This window comes from Paraburkholderia gardini, assembly GCF_907164575.1.
In the GTDB taxonomy this organism is placed as follows: domain Bacteria; phylum Pseudomonadota; class Gammaproteobacteria; order Burkholderiales; family Burkholderiaceae; genus Paraburkholderia; species Paraburkholderia gardini.
Genome location: NZ_CAJQYY010000014.1, coordinates 113,513 through 127,992 on the forward strand (window position 1 = coordinate 113,513; position 14,480 = coordinate 127,992).

Genomic DNA, 14,480 nt, shown 5'->3' on the forward strand with positions numbered 1-14,480 from the left:
CAGTGCATCTTCCGATCCTTGTTCCAAAACCGGATTCTAACGCATGATGCATGCGCGCGCCGGAGGCGGAATCAGGCTTCGACAGGCGTTTCACGCGTCTGCCCCGCCGATGGACGATCCATTTCGTACACAGGCACGGCGCCCGGCGCTCGCGCCCCCAGAGCCAGCCGGACGACGGTTGGCGCTATCATTAGCCCTTTCCTGTCCCGCAAAGCGCGTTGCGCGCCACCCGCATGGCTTCCCACGACTATCTGAAGAAAACCCTGACCGCGCGCGTCTACGACGTGGCCCGCGAGACCGAGCTCGAACGTGCGCCGAATCTGTCGGCACGGTTGCGCAACCCGATTTATCTAAAGCGTGAGGACAATCAGCCGGTTTTCTCATTCAAGCTGCGCGGCGCGTACAACAAGATGGTGAACCTGCCGGCCGATGCGCTGGAACGCGGCATCATCACGGCATCGGCGGGCAATCACGCGCAGGGCGTGGCGCTGTCTGCGGCGCGGCTTGGCGTGAAGGCGATCATCGTGGTGCCTGTCACGACACCTCAGGTGAAAGTCGACGCGGTGCGCGCCCACGGTGGCCCGACCGTCGAAGTCGTGCAGTTCGGCGAATCGTTTAGCGACGCCTACGGGCACGCCACGCAACTCCAGGAAGAACGCGGACTCACGTTCGTGCATCCGTTCGACGATCCGTACGTGATCGCCGGCCAGGGCACCGTCGCGATGGAGATCCTGCGCCAGCACCAGGGGCCGCTGCACGCGATCTTCGTGCCGATCGGCGGTGGCGGTCTTGCGGCAGGCGTCGCGGCCTACGTCAAGGCGGTGCGCCCCGAGATCAAGGTTATCGGCGTGCAGACTGAGGATTCGTGCGCGATGGCCGAATCGTTGAAGGCGAAAAAGCGCGTCACGCTGAACGAAGTCGGTCTCTTCTCCGATGGCACCGCGGTGAAGCTGGTCGGCGAAGAAACGTTCCGCCTGTGCAGCGAGTACCTCGACGACGTGCTGGTCGTGAACACCGACGCGCTGTGCGCCGCCATCAAGGATGTCTTCCAGGACACGCGCAGCGTGCTGGAGCCGGCGGGCGCGCTCGCGGTAGCGGGCGCGAAGCAGTACGCGGAACGCGAAGGCATCGAGGGGCAGACGTTCGTCGCGATCACGTCCGGCGCCAACATGAATTTCGACCGGATGCGCTTCGTCGCGGAGCGTGCCGAAGTGGGCGAGGCGCGCGAGGCGGTGTTCGCCGTCACGATTCCCGAGGAGCGCGGCAGCTTCAGACGCTTTTGCGAACTGGTCGGCACACGCAGCGTGACCGAATTCAACTACCGGATCGCGGATGCCAGTTCGGCGCACATCTTCGTCGGCGTGCAGATCAGGAACCGCGGCGAATCGGCTGAGATCGCGACAACGTTCGAGGAACACGGTTTCGCGACCGTCGACCTGACGCACGACGAACTCTCGAAGCAGCACATCCGTTACATGGTGGGCGGCCGCTCGCCGCTTGCTCACGACGAACGCCTGTTCCGCTTCGAGTTTCCGGAACGGCCGGGCGCGCTGATGAAGTTCCTGTCGTCGATGGCGCCGAACTGGAACATCAGCCTGTTTCACTACCGCAATCAGGGTGCCGATTACAGTTCTATCCTCGTCGGCATCCAGGTGCCGGGCGCGGAGAACGGCGAGTTCGCGCGCTTCCTCGGTTCGCTCGGTTATCCATACTGGGAAGAAAGCGCGAATCCGGTTTACCGGCTGTTCCTTTCCTGACGGCGCGGGACGTCGACGCATATGGCTTTTTCGCTCGAAGACAAGCTGGTCGTGGCGATTTCATCGCGGGCGCTGTTCGACTTCGAGGAAGAGAACCGCGTCTACGAAGCCGGCGACCTGCAGGCTTACGAGGCATTGCAGCGTCAGCGTCTGAACGTGCCGGCACGACCGGGCGTCGCGTTTGCGCTGATTCGCAAGTTGCTGGCGCTGAACGAGGGCGCGCATCGCGTGGAGGTCGTGATCCTGTCGCGCAGCGATCCGATCAGCGGATTGCGCGCGTTCAGTTCGTGCCGCGAGCATGGCCTTGCGATCGAGCGCGGCGTGTTCACGCGTGGGCGCGCGCCGTTCGGCTACCTGAAGCCGCTGAACGCATCGCTCTTTCTGTCCGCGAATCAGGACGACGTGCGCGACGCACTGGCTGCCGGATTTCCGGCTGCGCGCGTGCTGCCGGAATCGGCGAAAATGGCAAGCAGACATCCAGACGAGATTCGCATTGCCTTCGACGGCGACGCCGTGCTGTTTTCCGACGAGGCCGAGCGCGTGTTCCAGAAGGAGGGGCTGGGCGCGTTTATCGGTCACGAGACTGACAAGAAGGATCTGCCGCTCGCGGACGGACCGCTAAAGCCGCTGCTGGGCGCGCTGCATCGTCTGCAGAAACTGGCTGGCGAGGCCGCGCCGACGCAGAGCGCGCCGATGCGTATCCGTACCGCGCTGGTGACGGCGCGCTCCGCGCCCGCGCATGAGCGCGCGATCCGGACGCTGATGCAATGGAACATCGAAATCGACGAAGCGATGTTCCTCGGTGGGCTCGACAAGGGTGAGTTCCTGCGCGAGTTCGAGCCGGACTTTTTCTTCGACGACCAGATCCGCCATTGCGAATCGGCCCGCGTGGTTACGGCGACCGGGCACGTCGTGAGTGGCATCGTGAACGCATCATGACACCTGAACAATCGCCGCTTGGCAAACCTTCTTCCTATACGGAACAGTACGACGCATCGCTGCTCTTCCCGATTGCGCGCGGTGTTGCGCGCGAGCCGATCGGCATTGGCGCGCAGTTGCCGTTCTTCGGCACGGACATCTGGAATGCGTATGAGCTTTCGTGGCTGAACGCGCGGGGCAAGCCACAGATCGCGGTGGCGACGTTCTTTATTCCGGCCGATTCGCCGAATATTGTCGAGTCGAAGTCGTTCAAGCTTTACCTTGGCTCGTTTGCGCACACGGCGTTCGAGTCGATCGACGTCGTACGCGAGACGATCAGGCGGGATGTGTCGGCTGCGAGTGGCGCATCGGTTTCCTTGCATCTCGCGCCGCCGGCTGAATTTGGCAAGCTTGCGCTTGAGGAGTTCGAAGGGTTGTCGCTGGACCGGCTGGATCTGGATACGTCTGTGTACCATCCGGAGCCTTCGTTTTTGACTGCTGCTCTGGATGAGGCGCCTGTCGAGGAGACGGTGTTCTCGAATCTGCTGAAGTCGAATTGCCCTGTGACCGGGCAGCCGGACTGGGGCAGCGTGCAGATTCATTATGTCGGTCCGCAGATCGATCATGCGGGGTTATTGCGGTACATTATTTCCTACCGCAACCATACCGGGTTTCATGAACAATGCGTCGAGCGGATTTTTGTCGATGTGGCGAGGGCCTGCCGGCCTGTCAAGCTGGCGGTTTATGCGCGCTATACGCGGCGCGGCGGGCTTGATATCAATCCTTTTCGTACTAACTTTAATTTGCCCATGCCGGATAATTTGCGTACCGCGCGGCAGTGATTTTTTTGTTGTTCTGGATTTTTTTGGCCCCTTTGGCAGGGCGGCATTTTGTTCTTCTGGCTTTTTGGCCTTTCCTTGTTTTGCATTTGGTCTATTAATGTTGCCCCTGTGCGGGGCGGCCTGGGATTTGAGGGCGACACTTCATGGGTTGCCATTCTCGATGAATGACGCACCAGGAAAAGGTGAGTTTTCGAAGCGCCTTTCTTTTGCCTACTTTTCTTTGGAAGACGCCCCGAAGGAAGTCCCCTTGGGGGACAAAGAAAAGTAGGTGCCGCCCCGCACAGGGGCGACGCTAATAGACCAAAAGCAAAGCAAGGAAAGGCCAAAAACCCAGAACAAGAAAAGGCCAAAGCAAAAACAACAAAAAACCAAACCCCTAGCCGCCAGGCGCCTTATAAGCGACACAATCCACTTCCACCCGGCAATCGATCACCATGCTGGACACAACACAAGCCCGCGCAGGCGGATTCTCGCCAAAATACTCACGAAACACCTTATTGAAAGAAGCAAAATCGCGCGGATCATCGAGCCACACCCCACACCGCACGACGTGCTCAGCCCCATATCCAGCTTCCTTGAGAATGGCAAAAACGTTCTGAATCGCCTTGTGCGATTGCTCAACGATGCCGCCGTTGATCACTTCGCCGTTCTCCATCGGCGTCTGGCCAGAAACAAACAGCCAGCCGTCCGCTTCGACCGCGCGAGCAAAAGGCATATGCTGCCCACCGGTACCCTTTCCACCTTCCACGCCATAACGCTTCATCACATCACTCCTCAATCAAAACCGGCGAAGCCAGACAAACCAGCCACACCATAAAAGTTAACAACCAGCAAAAAACCAGAAAATCAGAACCCGCCCGCCGCATCACCCTTCGACGCCGCGCCGCGCGCAACAAAATGCCCTGCCCGCTCGCCAGTCGGCTGCCCATCCCGATACGACAACACGCCGTTCACCCACACCGCGTCGATACCGTCAGCAGCCTGCTGCGGCTTCTCGAACGTCGCCGCGTCACGTACCCGCGCCGGGTCGAACAGCACGAGATCGGCGTGATACCCAACATGCACCTCTCCGCGTTGCGCAAGACCAAACCGCCGCGCGGACAATCCGGTCATCTTGCGCACCGCCTCTTCCAGCGGAATCAAACCCGTATCGCGCGCATAGTGTCCCAACACACGCGGAAACGCGCCCCACAACCGCGGATGCGGCAATGGATCGTTCGGCAAACCATCCGAACCCACCATCGTCGCGGGATGCGACAGGATGCGTCGCACGTCGTCCTCGGACATGTTGTGGTACACCGCGCCCGCCGGCTGCAGCCGCTTGCCCGCCTCCTGCTGCGTCACGCCCCATTCGGCGGCAATCTCCTTCACGAGCTTGCCCGCCATCTCGGGATGCGGCTCCGACCACGTGATCGTGATGTCGATGTCGCCCGTCACCTGCTTCAGATCGAGCGTCGACGAACTCCGGTTGTACGGATAGCAGTCGCAGCCAATCGGCTGCAGACGACGCGCCCCCTCCAGCGAATCGAGCACCTCGGCGCTGCGCCCCCAGTTCGACGGCCCCGCGCATTTCAGATGCGAAATGATCACCGGCACGCGCGCATGACGCCCGACCCTGTACGCCTCGTCCATCGCATCGAGAATCGCGTCGAACTCGGTACGCATGTGCGTCGTGTACAACGCGCCCGCCGCGGCAAGCGGCTCGGCCAGCGCCATCACTTCTTCGGTCGGCGCGGAAAACGCCGATCCGTAAGCAAGGCCGCTGCTCAGACCGAGCGCGCCGTTCGACAGCGCCTCTTCGAGTTGCGCGACCATGCCTTCGATTTCCTGCGCCGTCGCCGCACGGTCCAGCCGGTCCATCTGGTTGTTGCGCAGCGCCGTATGGCCGATCAGCGCACCCACGTTGACCGCCGGACGCGCCGCGTTCACGGCCTCGACGTACGCGGCGAACGTCGGATATCTGAACGCATCGCGCTCGCCGAGCAGGTTCATCGGATCAGGCGGCTCGCCCTTCAACGCCACCGGCGAAGCGCTGATCCCGCAATTCCCGACGATCACCGTCGTCACGCCCTGCGTGATCTTCGGCAGCATCTGCGGCGAACGGATCACGTGCGTGTCGTCGTGCGTGTGGACGTCGATGAAGCCGGGTGCCAGCGCGCGGCCGTTCGCCTCGACGACGTCTTCGGCGAGCCAGTTCGACAGGTTGCCGATCGCGACAATCCTGCCGTCGCGCACCGCGACGTCACGCTCGACCGGCGGCGCGCCGGTGCCGTCGTAAAGCTGCGCGCCGACAATCAGCGTATCGGCGGCTTCGGGATGCGAATGCATGGATCAATCTCCTAGCGGTTGTCGTTCGCCGCCACCGCGATGGGCGTCGAGCGCGTGTTTCATGCGACGCAACAGCTCGCGACTCTCGTCGCCGAGGCTGACGGCAAGCTCCGTGACGAGCACGTCCAGCGCCATCATCATCGCGTAACGGGATGACGACGGTTTGTAAATGAAGTCTGTCTCGAACGCGACGATCGGAATCACCCAGTCGGCCAGCTTCGCGAGCGGCGACGCGGGCGCGGTCAGCGCAATCACCGTCGCGCCGTAATCGCGCGCGATCCGGCAGTTTTCGACCATCTCCGGCACGCGCCCGGTTGTCGACAGCGCAACCACGACGCAATCGCGCGATACGGTGCTCGCCACCATACGCTGCAACAATCCATCCTGATACGTCGCGACCGGGCGGCCAAGCCGCACCAGCCGGAACCGCATCTCGTCGGCAAGCGCGGTCGAGCCGCCGCCCATGCCGAACACGTAGATCATCCGCGCGCCGCGCAGCACCGCCGCGGCGTCGGCGAGCGGCGCCTGGCGCAGCAACTGGTGGTTGTGAGCAAGCGTGGTCTGGAGTTCGTCGAAAACGCGCGTGGCGAGCGGCTCGGGCGCGTCCGCGACGGCATTCGTCTGCAGAAAACGCTGCCCGACGCCGGCGGCCTGCGCGAGCCGCAGTTTCAGTTCGCGCACGTCGCGGCAACCGACAGCCTTTGCAAAACGCGTCACCGTCGCGATACTGACGCCCGCCTGCTGAGCCAGCGCACCGATGCTCGCGCGCGATGCGCCGGTCAGATCGTCGAGGATCAGCGCGGCGACCTTGCGCTCGGCCGAACGCAATTCAGGCGCGCATTCGGCGATGCGAGCGACAATGTCGAAAGTGAGCGGCTCAGCAGTCGAATTCATGGAAAACGGTGGGAACGCAGCGCGGCAAGGGGTATCGTTCGTTTCGACATAGCACGTTTGTCACATACGAAACCGGCATGGTACTAAATAACATTTCTTCAGCCATGCTACTTTCGTTAAGATATCGCTGTCAACTTTGCATCAATTTAACTGGACGATGGAGCAGGAGTACATGAAAGTTACAAACTATCAGGGCGCGACAATTGATCCTTATAGCAAGGGCTTGGGCATGGTTCCGGGCGCCAGTATCCAGCTGACGGACGCCGCGCGCCTTGAGTGGAATCTGCTGGATGAGGACGTCAGCCTGCCGGCGGCCGTGCTCTACGCGGACCGCATCGAGCACAACCTGAAGTGGATGCAGGCGTTCGTCGCGGAATACGGCGTCAAGCTCGCCCCCCACGGCAAGACGACGATGGCGCCGCAACTCTTCCGTCGCCAGCTGGAAACGGGTGCGTGGGGCATCACGCTCGCCACCGCACATCAGGTGCGCGCGGCGTACCAGGGCGGCGTGCAGCGCGTGCTGATGGCGAACCAGCTGGTCGGCCGCCGCAACATGATGATGATCGCGGAACTGCTGAGCGATCCGGAATTCGAATTTTTCTGCATCGTCGATTCGGCGGACGGCGTCGAGCAGCTCGGCAAGTTCTTCGGCTCGGTGCGCAAGCAGTTGAACGTGCTGCTCGAACTGGGCGTGCCGGGCGGGCGCACCGGCGTGCGCAGCCCCGGCCAGCGCAACGCCGTGCTCGAAGCAATCGCGCGTTATCCGGATTCGCTGAAGCTCGCGGGCGTCGAACTGTATGAAGGCGTGTTGCAGGACGAAGGTCAGGTCCGCGAATTCCTGCGCAGCGCGGTCGAAATCACGCGCACGCTTTCGGGCGAAGGCCGCTTCGCGCGCACGCCGGCCATTCTGTCGGGCGCCGGTTCGGCATGGTACGACGTGGTGGCGGAAGAATTCGCGAAAGCATCCGCCGAAGGGCAGATCGAGATCGTGCTGCGTCCAGGCTGCTATCTGACACACGACGTCGGCATCTACAAGAAGGCGCAGAACGATATCTTCGCGCGCAATCCGGTTGCGAAAAAAATGGGCGAAGGGCTGTTGCCTGCGCTGCAGCTGTGGGCGTATGTGCAGTCGATCCCGGAACCGGATCGCGCGATCATCGGTCTCGGCAAGCGCGATTCCGCATTCGATGCCGGCATGCCGGAACCCGCAAAGCACTATCGTCCGGGCACCAGGGCACCGCGCACGATCGCGAAAGACGAAAAGTGGGAAATCTTCGGGCTGATGGACCAGCACGCGTATCTGCGCATTCCAATGAACGCCGATATCAAGGTCGGCGACATGATCGCGTTCGATATCTCGCACCCGTGCCTGACGTTCGACAAATGGCGCCAGTTGCTGGTCGTCGATCCGTCGTATCGCGTGACTGAAGTGATCGAGACGTTCTTCTGAGTCTCGCGTTTCACGCCTCGTGCGTCATATATGTAAAAGCGCCGACAATTCGTCGGCGTTTTTGCATTCAGGCATCGGCGCGGCGCGGCGTCACATGGGCTCGACAGGCAGCGTCGCGGCCACTTCGCCGATACGCGCTTCCAGCATCGACAGCGCGTCCGACAGCGCGGCGAGCGCTTCGTCCGGCAGCGTCGCGATCGTCTCGTGAAGAAACGTATTGCGCCGCGGCATGCTGGCTTCGATGGCAGTGCGTCCCACCGGCGTCAGTTTCACGTTCGTCACGCGGTTATCGCGCGCGTCCATGCTGCGCGCGATCCAGCCCATGCCTTCGAGCGTCTTGAGTTGCCGCGTCAGTGCGCCCGGATCGACCTGCAGGTGCTCGACCAGCCGCTTCTGCGACGACTCGCCCGCCTGACCGTGCAGCGCCAGCAGAATGCGCCAGCGTGGCATCGGATGGCCGACGTGCGCCTCGAACGCCGACATGAACGTCCGGTACGTGCGTCCGAACTGCTGGATGATGGCGATGCGATCCTGTTCTTCCATGATTTATCGATAGAGCGGCGGTCGGGTTGTCAGTCGACGTGAATCACTGGTTCGACATGACGGACAAGCTTGATTGGCGGCACACGGCGACTCAGCCACACCGAAGCAACGGCGATCACTGCCGCCACGGCAAGGCCGATGTGGATCGCCGAAACGAGCGATTCGCGCGCCGCTTCGAGCAGCAGCGCGCCGTTGTGGCCGGCGTGGGCCAGCTGGCTCAGCAGCGGCACCTGTGCTTCGTGATTGATCAGGATCTGCGGATCGCCGAGATCGTCGAACCATTGCGTCGCGTGATCGTTTTCCAGCGCGGTGCGCACGCCGCTTGCGTACATGTGGCTCACGAACGTGCCGGTCAGCGCCGTCCCGAGCATGCCGCCGATCATCCGAAGCGATTGCAGCAGCGCCGTCGCGATACCAAGATGTTCGCGGCCGGCCGTCTGCTGCGCGAAGATCGTCAGGTTCGGCATCACGAAACCGAGACCCATGCCGCCGAGGATCATGAACGTCATCAGGATCGAGCGCGGCATGCCGCGCGTCGCGATCACCACGCCAAGGCACGAGATCGCCAGCAACATAAAGCCCGCGTAGAGCATCAGATTCGGATTGCGCATCCGTGACACGAACCGGCCGTTCGCAATGCTGCCGATCGTGATGAACACGACGAGCGGCGTAATGACGAGCCCCGCTTCCTTCGGCGAAAGCCCGAAGCCGCCCTGAAACAGCAGCGGCGCGTAGAACAGCAGCGAAAACATGGTGAAGCCGCCCAGCACGGAAAGCGTGAACAACGCGGAGAGGCTGCGGTTGCGGAACATGTCGAGCGGAAGAATCGGCTGCGCGAAGTGCTTCTCCCACTTCCACAACGCCCATCCGGACACGAGACTGATTGCCAGCAGGAGCGGCGCGACACCGCTGATACCGTGCTTCGGCAACAGCTCGACGAACAGTTGCAGGCAGCCGAGCGCGACGGCGATCAGCAATGCGCCTGGCCAGTCGAGCCGCATCTTGGTCTCATGCTCGACATGCCGCAGATGGGGCAGAAAGCGCCACACGAAAAACAACGACACGACGCCAACCGGCAGATTGACGTAGAACACCGAACGCCAGCCGTAATACTGCGTGAGGAAGCCGCCCAGCGACGGTCCGACGGCGTTCGCAATGCCGAACGCCGAACTCATCAGCACCTGCCAGCGCAGCCGCACGACGGAATCGGGGAAGAGATCGGCAATGCACGCGAACGCAGTGCCGACCAGCATGCCGCCGCCGATGCCCTGCAATCCGCGCGCGAGGACAAGGAACAGCATGGAATTCGCCATGCCGCACAGCACGGAAGCGCCGGTGAACACGATGATCGAAGCGATCACGAACGGTTTGCGCCCGTAATAGTCGCCGAGACGTCCGAAGATCGGCACGGTGATCACGGACGTGAGCAGATACGACGTCGCGACCCACGCGTAAAGCTCGAACCCTTTGAGTTCCGCGACGATGGTGGGCAGCGCGGTGCCGACGACGGTCTGGTCGAGCGCGACCAGCATGGTGACGAACGAGACGCCGAGCATCGCCATCAGCGATTCCCGGAACGGCAGGACTTGCCCGCTCGAATGATGTGCAGCGGTGTGGACAGCCATTTTTTTGATTGCGCAACTGTTGACAGATCAACGAATATTGAATCATAGCACGGCGACGGGTTCTAAACTGGCTGAACGGGCGGCTTTGTCGTCTGGGAACGCCTCATTGATCTGATACGTAAGCACACAGGAAGACTCATGGAATCCATTCCCCGCGCCGCACAGGAACTGTCGACCGAGGATCTGAAAGCGCTGCGCCACGCAAAACACGAACTCGAAAGTCCGGGGCTTGCGATGAAGCTGGCGAGCATTGTCGGTGCGCCGCTGGAGAAGCTGATCGCACGCATGCCAGGCGTCGCCAACGAAAAGGTGACGGACGCGACGCAGGCCGCGCTGCGCAAATGCCTGCAGATCGCCTTGAAAACGCTCGGCCGCGCAGCCGGCGCCGGTCCGTTCGCCGCGCCCGACAAACCGAGCAATCTGCTGCACAAATTCGCCGTGGCGACGACCGGCGCGGCAGGTGGCGCGTTCGGCCTGTTCGCGCTGCCGGTCGAGTTACCGGTCACGACCACGCTGATGTTCCGTTCGATCTGCGACATCGCGCGCAGCGAAGGTGAAGATCTGTCCGATATCGACACGCAACTGCAATGCCTGACGGTGCTCGGCATGGGCGGCACGTCGAAAACCGACGACGACGCCGACCTCGGCTATTTCATCGTGCGCGGCGCGCTCGCGCAGTCGGTATCGAAGGCGACCTCGGAAATCGCCGCAAAAGGCATGACCTCGCACGGCTCGGCGGCGTTGCTGCGACTCCTCAACACAATCGCTTCGCGGTTTTCAGTGCAGGTCAGCGAACAGATCGCGGCGAAGTCGATTCCCGCGATCGGCGCGGTGCTGGGCGCGATGGTCAACACGGTTTTCATCGACCATTTCCAGCAGGTCGCGCACGGCCATTTCACCGTGCGCCGGCTGGAACGCCAGTACGGACAGGCGCTCGTCGAGGCAACGTATCAGACGGTCGATGTCTCGCTCGACGGCTGAGCCGCACGCACCGACGTCACCCGGTTGACGAACGCGGCCGCCTTGTCGAGCGCCGCGCCGGCTTCCGGGATGAACGGCGCGAAGATCTGCCAGACGTGTGGCATCTCCGGCCAGATTTCGCATTCGACGTGAACGCCGGCTTCGCGTGCCCGGTTGGCGACGCGTCGCGTGTCGTCGAGCAGCACTTCGGTGTCACCGGCCTGCATGAAGAGCGGCGGCAACCCGTGCAGGTCCGCGTATAACGGCGACGCGTGAGGATGCGTCGCCGCCGTATCGCCCAGATAAACCTGCGCGGCACGCGCGATGGCCGGGCCGCTGAACATCGGGTCGCGGCCATCGTTGCTGCGGATCGTGTCGCCGGTTGCGGCGAGATCCGTCCATGGCGAGAACAGCACACCGCCGGCCGGCATTGGATCGCCGGCATCGCGCAGCGCGACGAGCGTCGCGAGCGCAAGACCGCCGCCCGCTGAATCGCCGGCGATCACGATCGATCCGGCAGGCGTTCCATCGGTCAGCAACTGGCGCCAGGCGGCGACGGCGTCGTCGAGCGCCGCAGGAAAGCGATGCTCGGGCGCGAGACGATAGTCGAGTGAAAACGTCCGCGCACTGGCGCGTCTCGCCAGTTCGAAAACGAGCGAACGATGTGATTGCGGCGAACAGAAGTAATACCCGCCGCCGTGCAGATAAAGGATCGTGCGTCGCGGAATAGCCCGGGCTGCGTCCGACGGTGCAGTCGGTTCGAGCCATTCGCCACGCATCGGCGCATCACCCGGGCGATACTGCTCGCGCAATGCCCAGCCGCGCGGCACGCGCGGCGCCCACACACGTTTCGCGGTGAGCGCGCGGGCGTGCTCCACGTCGATCACCGGGTCCAGGGTGCGCGGACGGAACTGCCTGCGCAGAAACCAGCATGCGAGCGTGCTTTGCCAGCTCATCGGGTCGATCTCATCGAAAGGTGAGCCGTCATGGTACGTGCAATCACGGGCGCAGGGCCTGACGGTCGGCTCCGGGTCCAAAGACCGCCCGCCGCGCAACGCCCAGCCGCGCTGCGGGTGAACAGCTAGTTCGCCGGCAACACCTGTCCGCGGATTTCACCGCTCGGATTCTGTGCCGTGTGGATGTTGAAGTACCACTGGCCGCCCATCAGATCCGTCACCTGTTGCTCGGTCAGCGTCGCCGATCCCTTGATCGGACTGGCAAGCGCGTCCCTGGCGATTGGCACCTGGACCTTCGCGTTCTGCCCGACCGGCGCGGGACCGTGGAAATGCGCCATCGTCGCCGGGCCGGAAAGGTCGCCGTAAGTGATGGTCCATTGCAGGGTTTTCGTCGACGTATCGAATGTCGCGTTCAGATCGCCGTGGCCATGGCTCACACGCGGCGGTACTTCGCTGGACGGTTGCAGATCGGCCTTCAGCGCGACGGTATCCGCGAATGCCACCCCCGACGCCAAGGCCCACAACACGACAGCCAGATTCAGCCTGCGAAACGTGTTCATCCAGTTCTCCTGTATAGCGCCGGGCGTAAAGGAATCGATTGCACGGGGCGCATCACATACTAGTGCAAATCCGCCGGAGTCGTTTGTGGTCACGTGTTCGCCGGCTCAGAGCAAAAAAAGCACCGCGAACGGTGCTTTTTCTCACTCCCTGCGTGGCTTGCACGCTACGCGGAAGCGATTTAGACGCGGTGACGCAGACCCGTCGTGACCACGATCTGGTTACGCGAGCTCGACGGCGCATTCGTACCGAAGACCTGCGTCGGGATCAATGCGCCGTTGCCACCGGCCGACATCACGCCTTCCGCATAGATATCCGTGCGCCTGGACAACGCGTAGTCCGCCTGCAGGCCGAACTGGTTCCAGTGGCTGGACGTATTCGCTGCGTTGAGCGTCGACTCCACGGCCTGCGTGTACGTATAGGCCGCACCCACTGCCAGTGCCGGCGTCAGGTTGTAGCGCGCGTTGATTTCGTAGTTGTTGAAGCGGATCGAACCGTCGCCGTATGCGAACTGATAGCGACTTTGCGTGTACACCATGCCGACAGTCGCGGCACCGAACTCGTAGCTACCGCCGAGACCCCACGTGCGCTGCGTCTGGCTAGTCACGGCGTTGCCCGCGAACGGACCGTCCTGCACGGCGCCGCTGCTGTTCAGGTTCGAGCCTTGAATCTGCAGGTAAGCCGCGCCCAGTTTCAGGCCGCCTGCCTGGTAGCCGGCACCGACGCTGTACGCGCGGTTGTCCGCGAAACCGTCGGTCTGGTTCGAGAACGCGTACAGGCCGCTAAACGACAGGCCCGCGTAGTTCGCGCTCTGATATTTGACCGAGTTGTTCATCCGGATCGAGTTGTTCGCATTGTCGTTGTCGCCCGGGTGCGCGAAATACGTGCCGCCCCAGCTGCCCGTCGCCGTGAGCGGCCCGAGGTAGTCGACCACGGAGTCGTACTGGCGACCCATCGTCAGCGTGCCGTAATCGCTCGACAGACCCACGAACGCCTGACGGTTGAACAGCTTGTTATTCACGTCGTTGTGACCGTTCATGACGTCGAAGCCGCTTTCGAGGGTGAACACGGCCTTCATGCCACCACCGAGATCTTCCGCGCCGCGCATGCCCCAGCGGCTACCCTGAAGATTGCCGCCCGTCATACGGTAAGCGGGGCCGTGCGCGTCCGGATCGGTCACGCTCGTGCGTTCATTCTGGACGTACGTGAAGCCTGCGTCGATCACACCGTACAGCGTGACGCTGCTCTGCGCGCTGGCGGCGGTGGCGAAAGTTGCGGACACAGCCGCGAGAACCAGAGTTTTTTTCATGTAAAGCCCCTTGATACTGAGTCGACTGACTCGATTGATTGCGTGGCGCAACTTCAGGCCTGGGCGGTATCGGTACGCACACGAGGCCTGGACCGTTACCGGTTCTATCTGCGTGTCAAAGTGTGGGGGCTGGGTTTTATCGAGGCCACTCGCAAGCGCACAAAACATTTTTTGATTTATTCAAAAACCGCGCGACCTTGCGTGTATTGATCTTGATGACAAAGGATTTTCTCTTGTCTCTATATTTATTTCGCCATACTTATCTAGATAAAGCGTTGTCGATGCGCCACACGCATTTTTTCGATTAAATCGGGATACGTGAGTCCTTGCGAATGTTTCA

General features: G+C 62.3%; 13 protein-coding genes. 5 read left to right on the plus strand and 8 right to left on the minus strand.

Annotated elements, in window-relative coordinates; translation table 11 throughout:
* Positions 1–233: 233 nt before the first annotated feature.
* Genes ilvA through queF form a run of 3 tightly spaced genes read left to right on the plus strand, consistent with a single transcriptional unit; the run spans position 234 to position 3,517 of the window.
* On the plus strand, positions 234–1,757 hold the full coding sequence (gene ilvA, locus LPA34_RS13670; protein WP_228978932.1) for a threonine ammonia-lyase, biosynthetic: 1,524 nt from the start codon (positions 234–236) through the stop codon (positions 1,755–1,757).
* Between the two features lie 21 nt (positions 1,758–1,778).
* A complete protein-coding gene (locus LPA34_RS13675; protein ID WP_228978933.1) occupies positions 1,779–2,696 on the plus strand; it encodes a 5'-nucleotidase in 918 nt (305 codons plus the stop codon).
* Positions 2,693–3,517, plus strand: coding sequence for an NADPH-dependent 7-cyano-7-deazaguanine reductase QueF (gene queF, locus LPA34_RS13680; RefSeq protein ID WP_228978936.1), 825 nt, complete (start codon positions 2,693–2,695; stop codon positions 3,515–3,517). The genes LPA34_RS13675 and queF overlap by 4 nt, the downstream gene beginning before the upstream one ends.
* Before the next feature lie 376 nt (positions 3,518–3,893).
* Here the strand turns inward: queF and LPA34_RS13685 are convergent, their stop codons facing one another.
* From LPA34_RS13685 to LPA34_RS13695, 3 genes are all read right to left on the minus strand, one after another.
* Complete coding sequence (locus LPA34_RS13685) at positions 3,894–4,280, minus strand: RidA family protein (protein WP_090527857.1); 387 nt, start codon at positions 4,278–4,280, stop codon at positions 3,894–3,896.
* Between the two features lie 83 nt (positions 4,281–4,363).
* Complete coding sequence (locus LPA34_RS13690; RefSeq protein WP_228978937.1) at positions 4,364–5,845, minus strand: N-acyl-D-amino-acid deacylase family protein; 1,482 nt, start codon at positions 5,843–5,845, stop codon at positions 4,364–4,366.
* A gap of 3 nt (positions 5,846–5,848) precedes the next feature.
* Complete coding sequence (locus LPA34_RS13695; RefSeq protein WP_228978939.1) at positions 5,849–6,739, minus strand: MurR/RpiR family transcriptional regulator; 891 nt, start codon at positions 6,737–6,739, stop codon at positions 5,849–5,851.
* A 172-nt stretch (positions 6,740–6,911) separates the two neighbouring features.
* Between LPA34_RS13695 and LPA34_RS13700 the strand changes: the two genes are divergently transcribed.
* Positions 6,912–8,189: an amino acid deaminase gene (locus LPA34_RS13700; RefSeq protein ID WP_228978942.1), complete on the plus strand. Its 1,278-nt coding sequence runs from the start codon at positions 6,912–6,914 to the stop codon at positions 8,187–8,189.
* A 90-nt stretch (positions 8,190–8,279) separates the two neighbouring features.
* Here the strand turns inward: LPA34_RS13700 and LPA34_RS13705 are convergent, their stop codons facing one another.
* Both LPA34_RS13705 and LPA34_RS13710 read right to left on the minus strand, forming a co-directional pair.
* Positions 8,280–8,732 carry a MarR family winged helix-turn-helix transcriptional regulator gene (locus LPA34_RS13705; protein ID WP_228978944.1) on the minus strand — a complete coding sequence of 151 codons (453 nt, stop codon included), beginning with the start codon at positions 8,730–8,732 and terminating at the stop codon, positions 8,280–8,282.
* Between the two features lie 29 nt (positions 8,733–8,761).
* A complete protein-coding gene (locus LPA34_RS13710) occupies positions 8,762–10,357 on the minus strand; it encodes an MDR family MFS transporter (protein WP_228978947.1) in 1,596 nt (531 codons plus the stop codon).
* Positions 10,358–10,495: 138 nt separating this feature from the next.
* Here LPA34_RS13710 and LPA34_RS13715 point away from each other — a divergent pair, with 138 nt between their 5' ends.
* Positions 10,496–11,338, plus strand: coding sequence for an EcsC family protein (locus LPA34_RS13715; RefSeq protein WP_228978949.1), 843 nt, complete (start codon positions 10,496–10,498; stop codon positions 11,336–11,338).
* On the opposite strand, the gene LPA34_RS13720 is transcribed toward LPA34_RS13715, so the two are convergent.
* The 3 genes from LPA34_RS13720 to LPA34_RS13730 all read right to left on the minus strand — a co-directional run bounded on the left by LPA34_RS13720 (position 11,308) and on the right by LPA34_RS13730 (position 14,140).
* Positions 11,308–12,273 carry an alpha/beta hydrolase gene (locus LPA34_RS13720; protein ID WP_228978951.1) on the minus strand — a complete coding sequence of 322 codons (966 nt, stop codon included), beginning with the start codon at positions 12,271–12,273 and terminating at the stop codon, positions 11,308–11,310. The genes LPA34_RS13715 and LPA34_RS13720 overlap by 31 nt on opposite strands.
* A gap of 125 nt (positions 12,274–12,398) precedes the next feature.
* Positions 12,399–12,833: a CHRD domain-containing protein gene (locus LPA34_RS13725; protein ID WP_228978953.1), complete on the minus strand. Its 435-nt coding sequence runs from the start codon at positions 12,831–12,833 to the stop codon at positions 12,399–12,401.
* A gap of 179 nt (positions 12,834–13,012) precedes the next feature.
* Positions 13,013–14,140 carry a porin gene (locus LPA34_RS13730; RefSeq protein WP_228978955.1) on the minus strand — a complete coding sequence of 376 codons (1,128 nt, stop codon included), beginning with the start codon at positions 14,138–14,140 and terminating at the stop codon, positions 13,013–13,015.
* Positions 14,141–14,480 lie beyond the last annotated feature (340 nt).

What these genes read in the sequence shown, in the direction of transcription:
- ilvA (WP_228978932.1), top strand. Translation starts at nt 234, where the DNA reads ATGGCTTCCCACGACTATCTGAAGAAAACCCTGACCGCGCGCGTCTAC.
- LPA34_RS13675 (WP_228978933.1), top strand. Translation starts at nt 1,779, where the DNA reads ATGGCTTTTTCGCTCGAAGACAAGCTGGTCGTGGCGATTTCATCGCGG.
- queF (WP_228978936.1), top strand. Translation starts at nt 2,693, where the DNA reads ATGACACCTGAACAATCGCCGCTTGGCAAACCTTCTTCCTATACGGAA.
- LPA34_RS13685 (WP_090527857.1), bottom strand. Translation starts at nt 4,280, where the DNA reads ATGAAGCGTTATGGCGTGGAAGGTGGAAAGGGTACCGGTGGGCAGCAT.
- LPA34_RS13690 (WP_228978937.1), bottom strand. Translation starts at nt 5,845, where the DNA reads ATGCATTCGCATCCCGAAGCCGCCGATACGCTGATTGTCGGCGCGCAG.
- LPA34_RS13695 (WP_228978939.1), bottom strand. Translation starts at nt 6,739, where the DNA reads ATGAATTCGACTGCTGAGCCGCTCACTTTCGACATTGTCGCTCGCATC.
- LPA34_RS13700 (WP_228978942.1), top strand. Translation starts at nt 6,912, where the DNA reads ATGAAAGTTACAAACTATCAGGGCGCGACAATTGATCCTTATAGCAAG.
- LPA34_RS13705 (WP_228978944.1), bottom strand. Translation starts at nt 8,732, where the DNA reads ATGGAAGAACAGGATCGCATCGCCATCATCCAGCAGTTCGGACGCACG.
- LPA34_RS13710 (WP_228978947.1), bottom strand. Translation starts at nt 10,357, where the DNA reads ATGGCTGTCCACACCGCTGCACATCATTCGAGCGGGCAAGTCCTGCCG.
- LPA34_RS13715 (WP_228978949.1), top strand. Translation starts at nt 10,496, where the DNA reads ATGGAATCCATTCCCCGCGCCGCACAGGAACTGTCGACCGAGGATCTG.
- LPA34_RS13720 (WP_228978951.1), bottom strand. Translation starts at nt 12,273, where the DNA reads ATGAGCTGGCAAAGCACGCTCGCATGCTGGTTTCTGCGCAGGCAGTTC.
- LPA34_RS13725 (WP_228978953.1), bottom strand. Translation starts at nt 12,833, where the DNA reads ATGAACACGTTTCGCAGGCTGAATCTGGCTGTCGTGTTGTGGGCCTTG.
- LPA34_RS13730 (WP_228978955.1), bottom strand. Translation starts at nt 14,140, where the DNA reads ATGAAAAAAACTCTGGTTCTCGCGGCTGTGTCCGCAACTTTCGCCACC.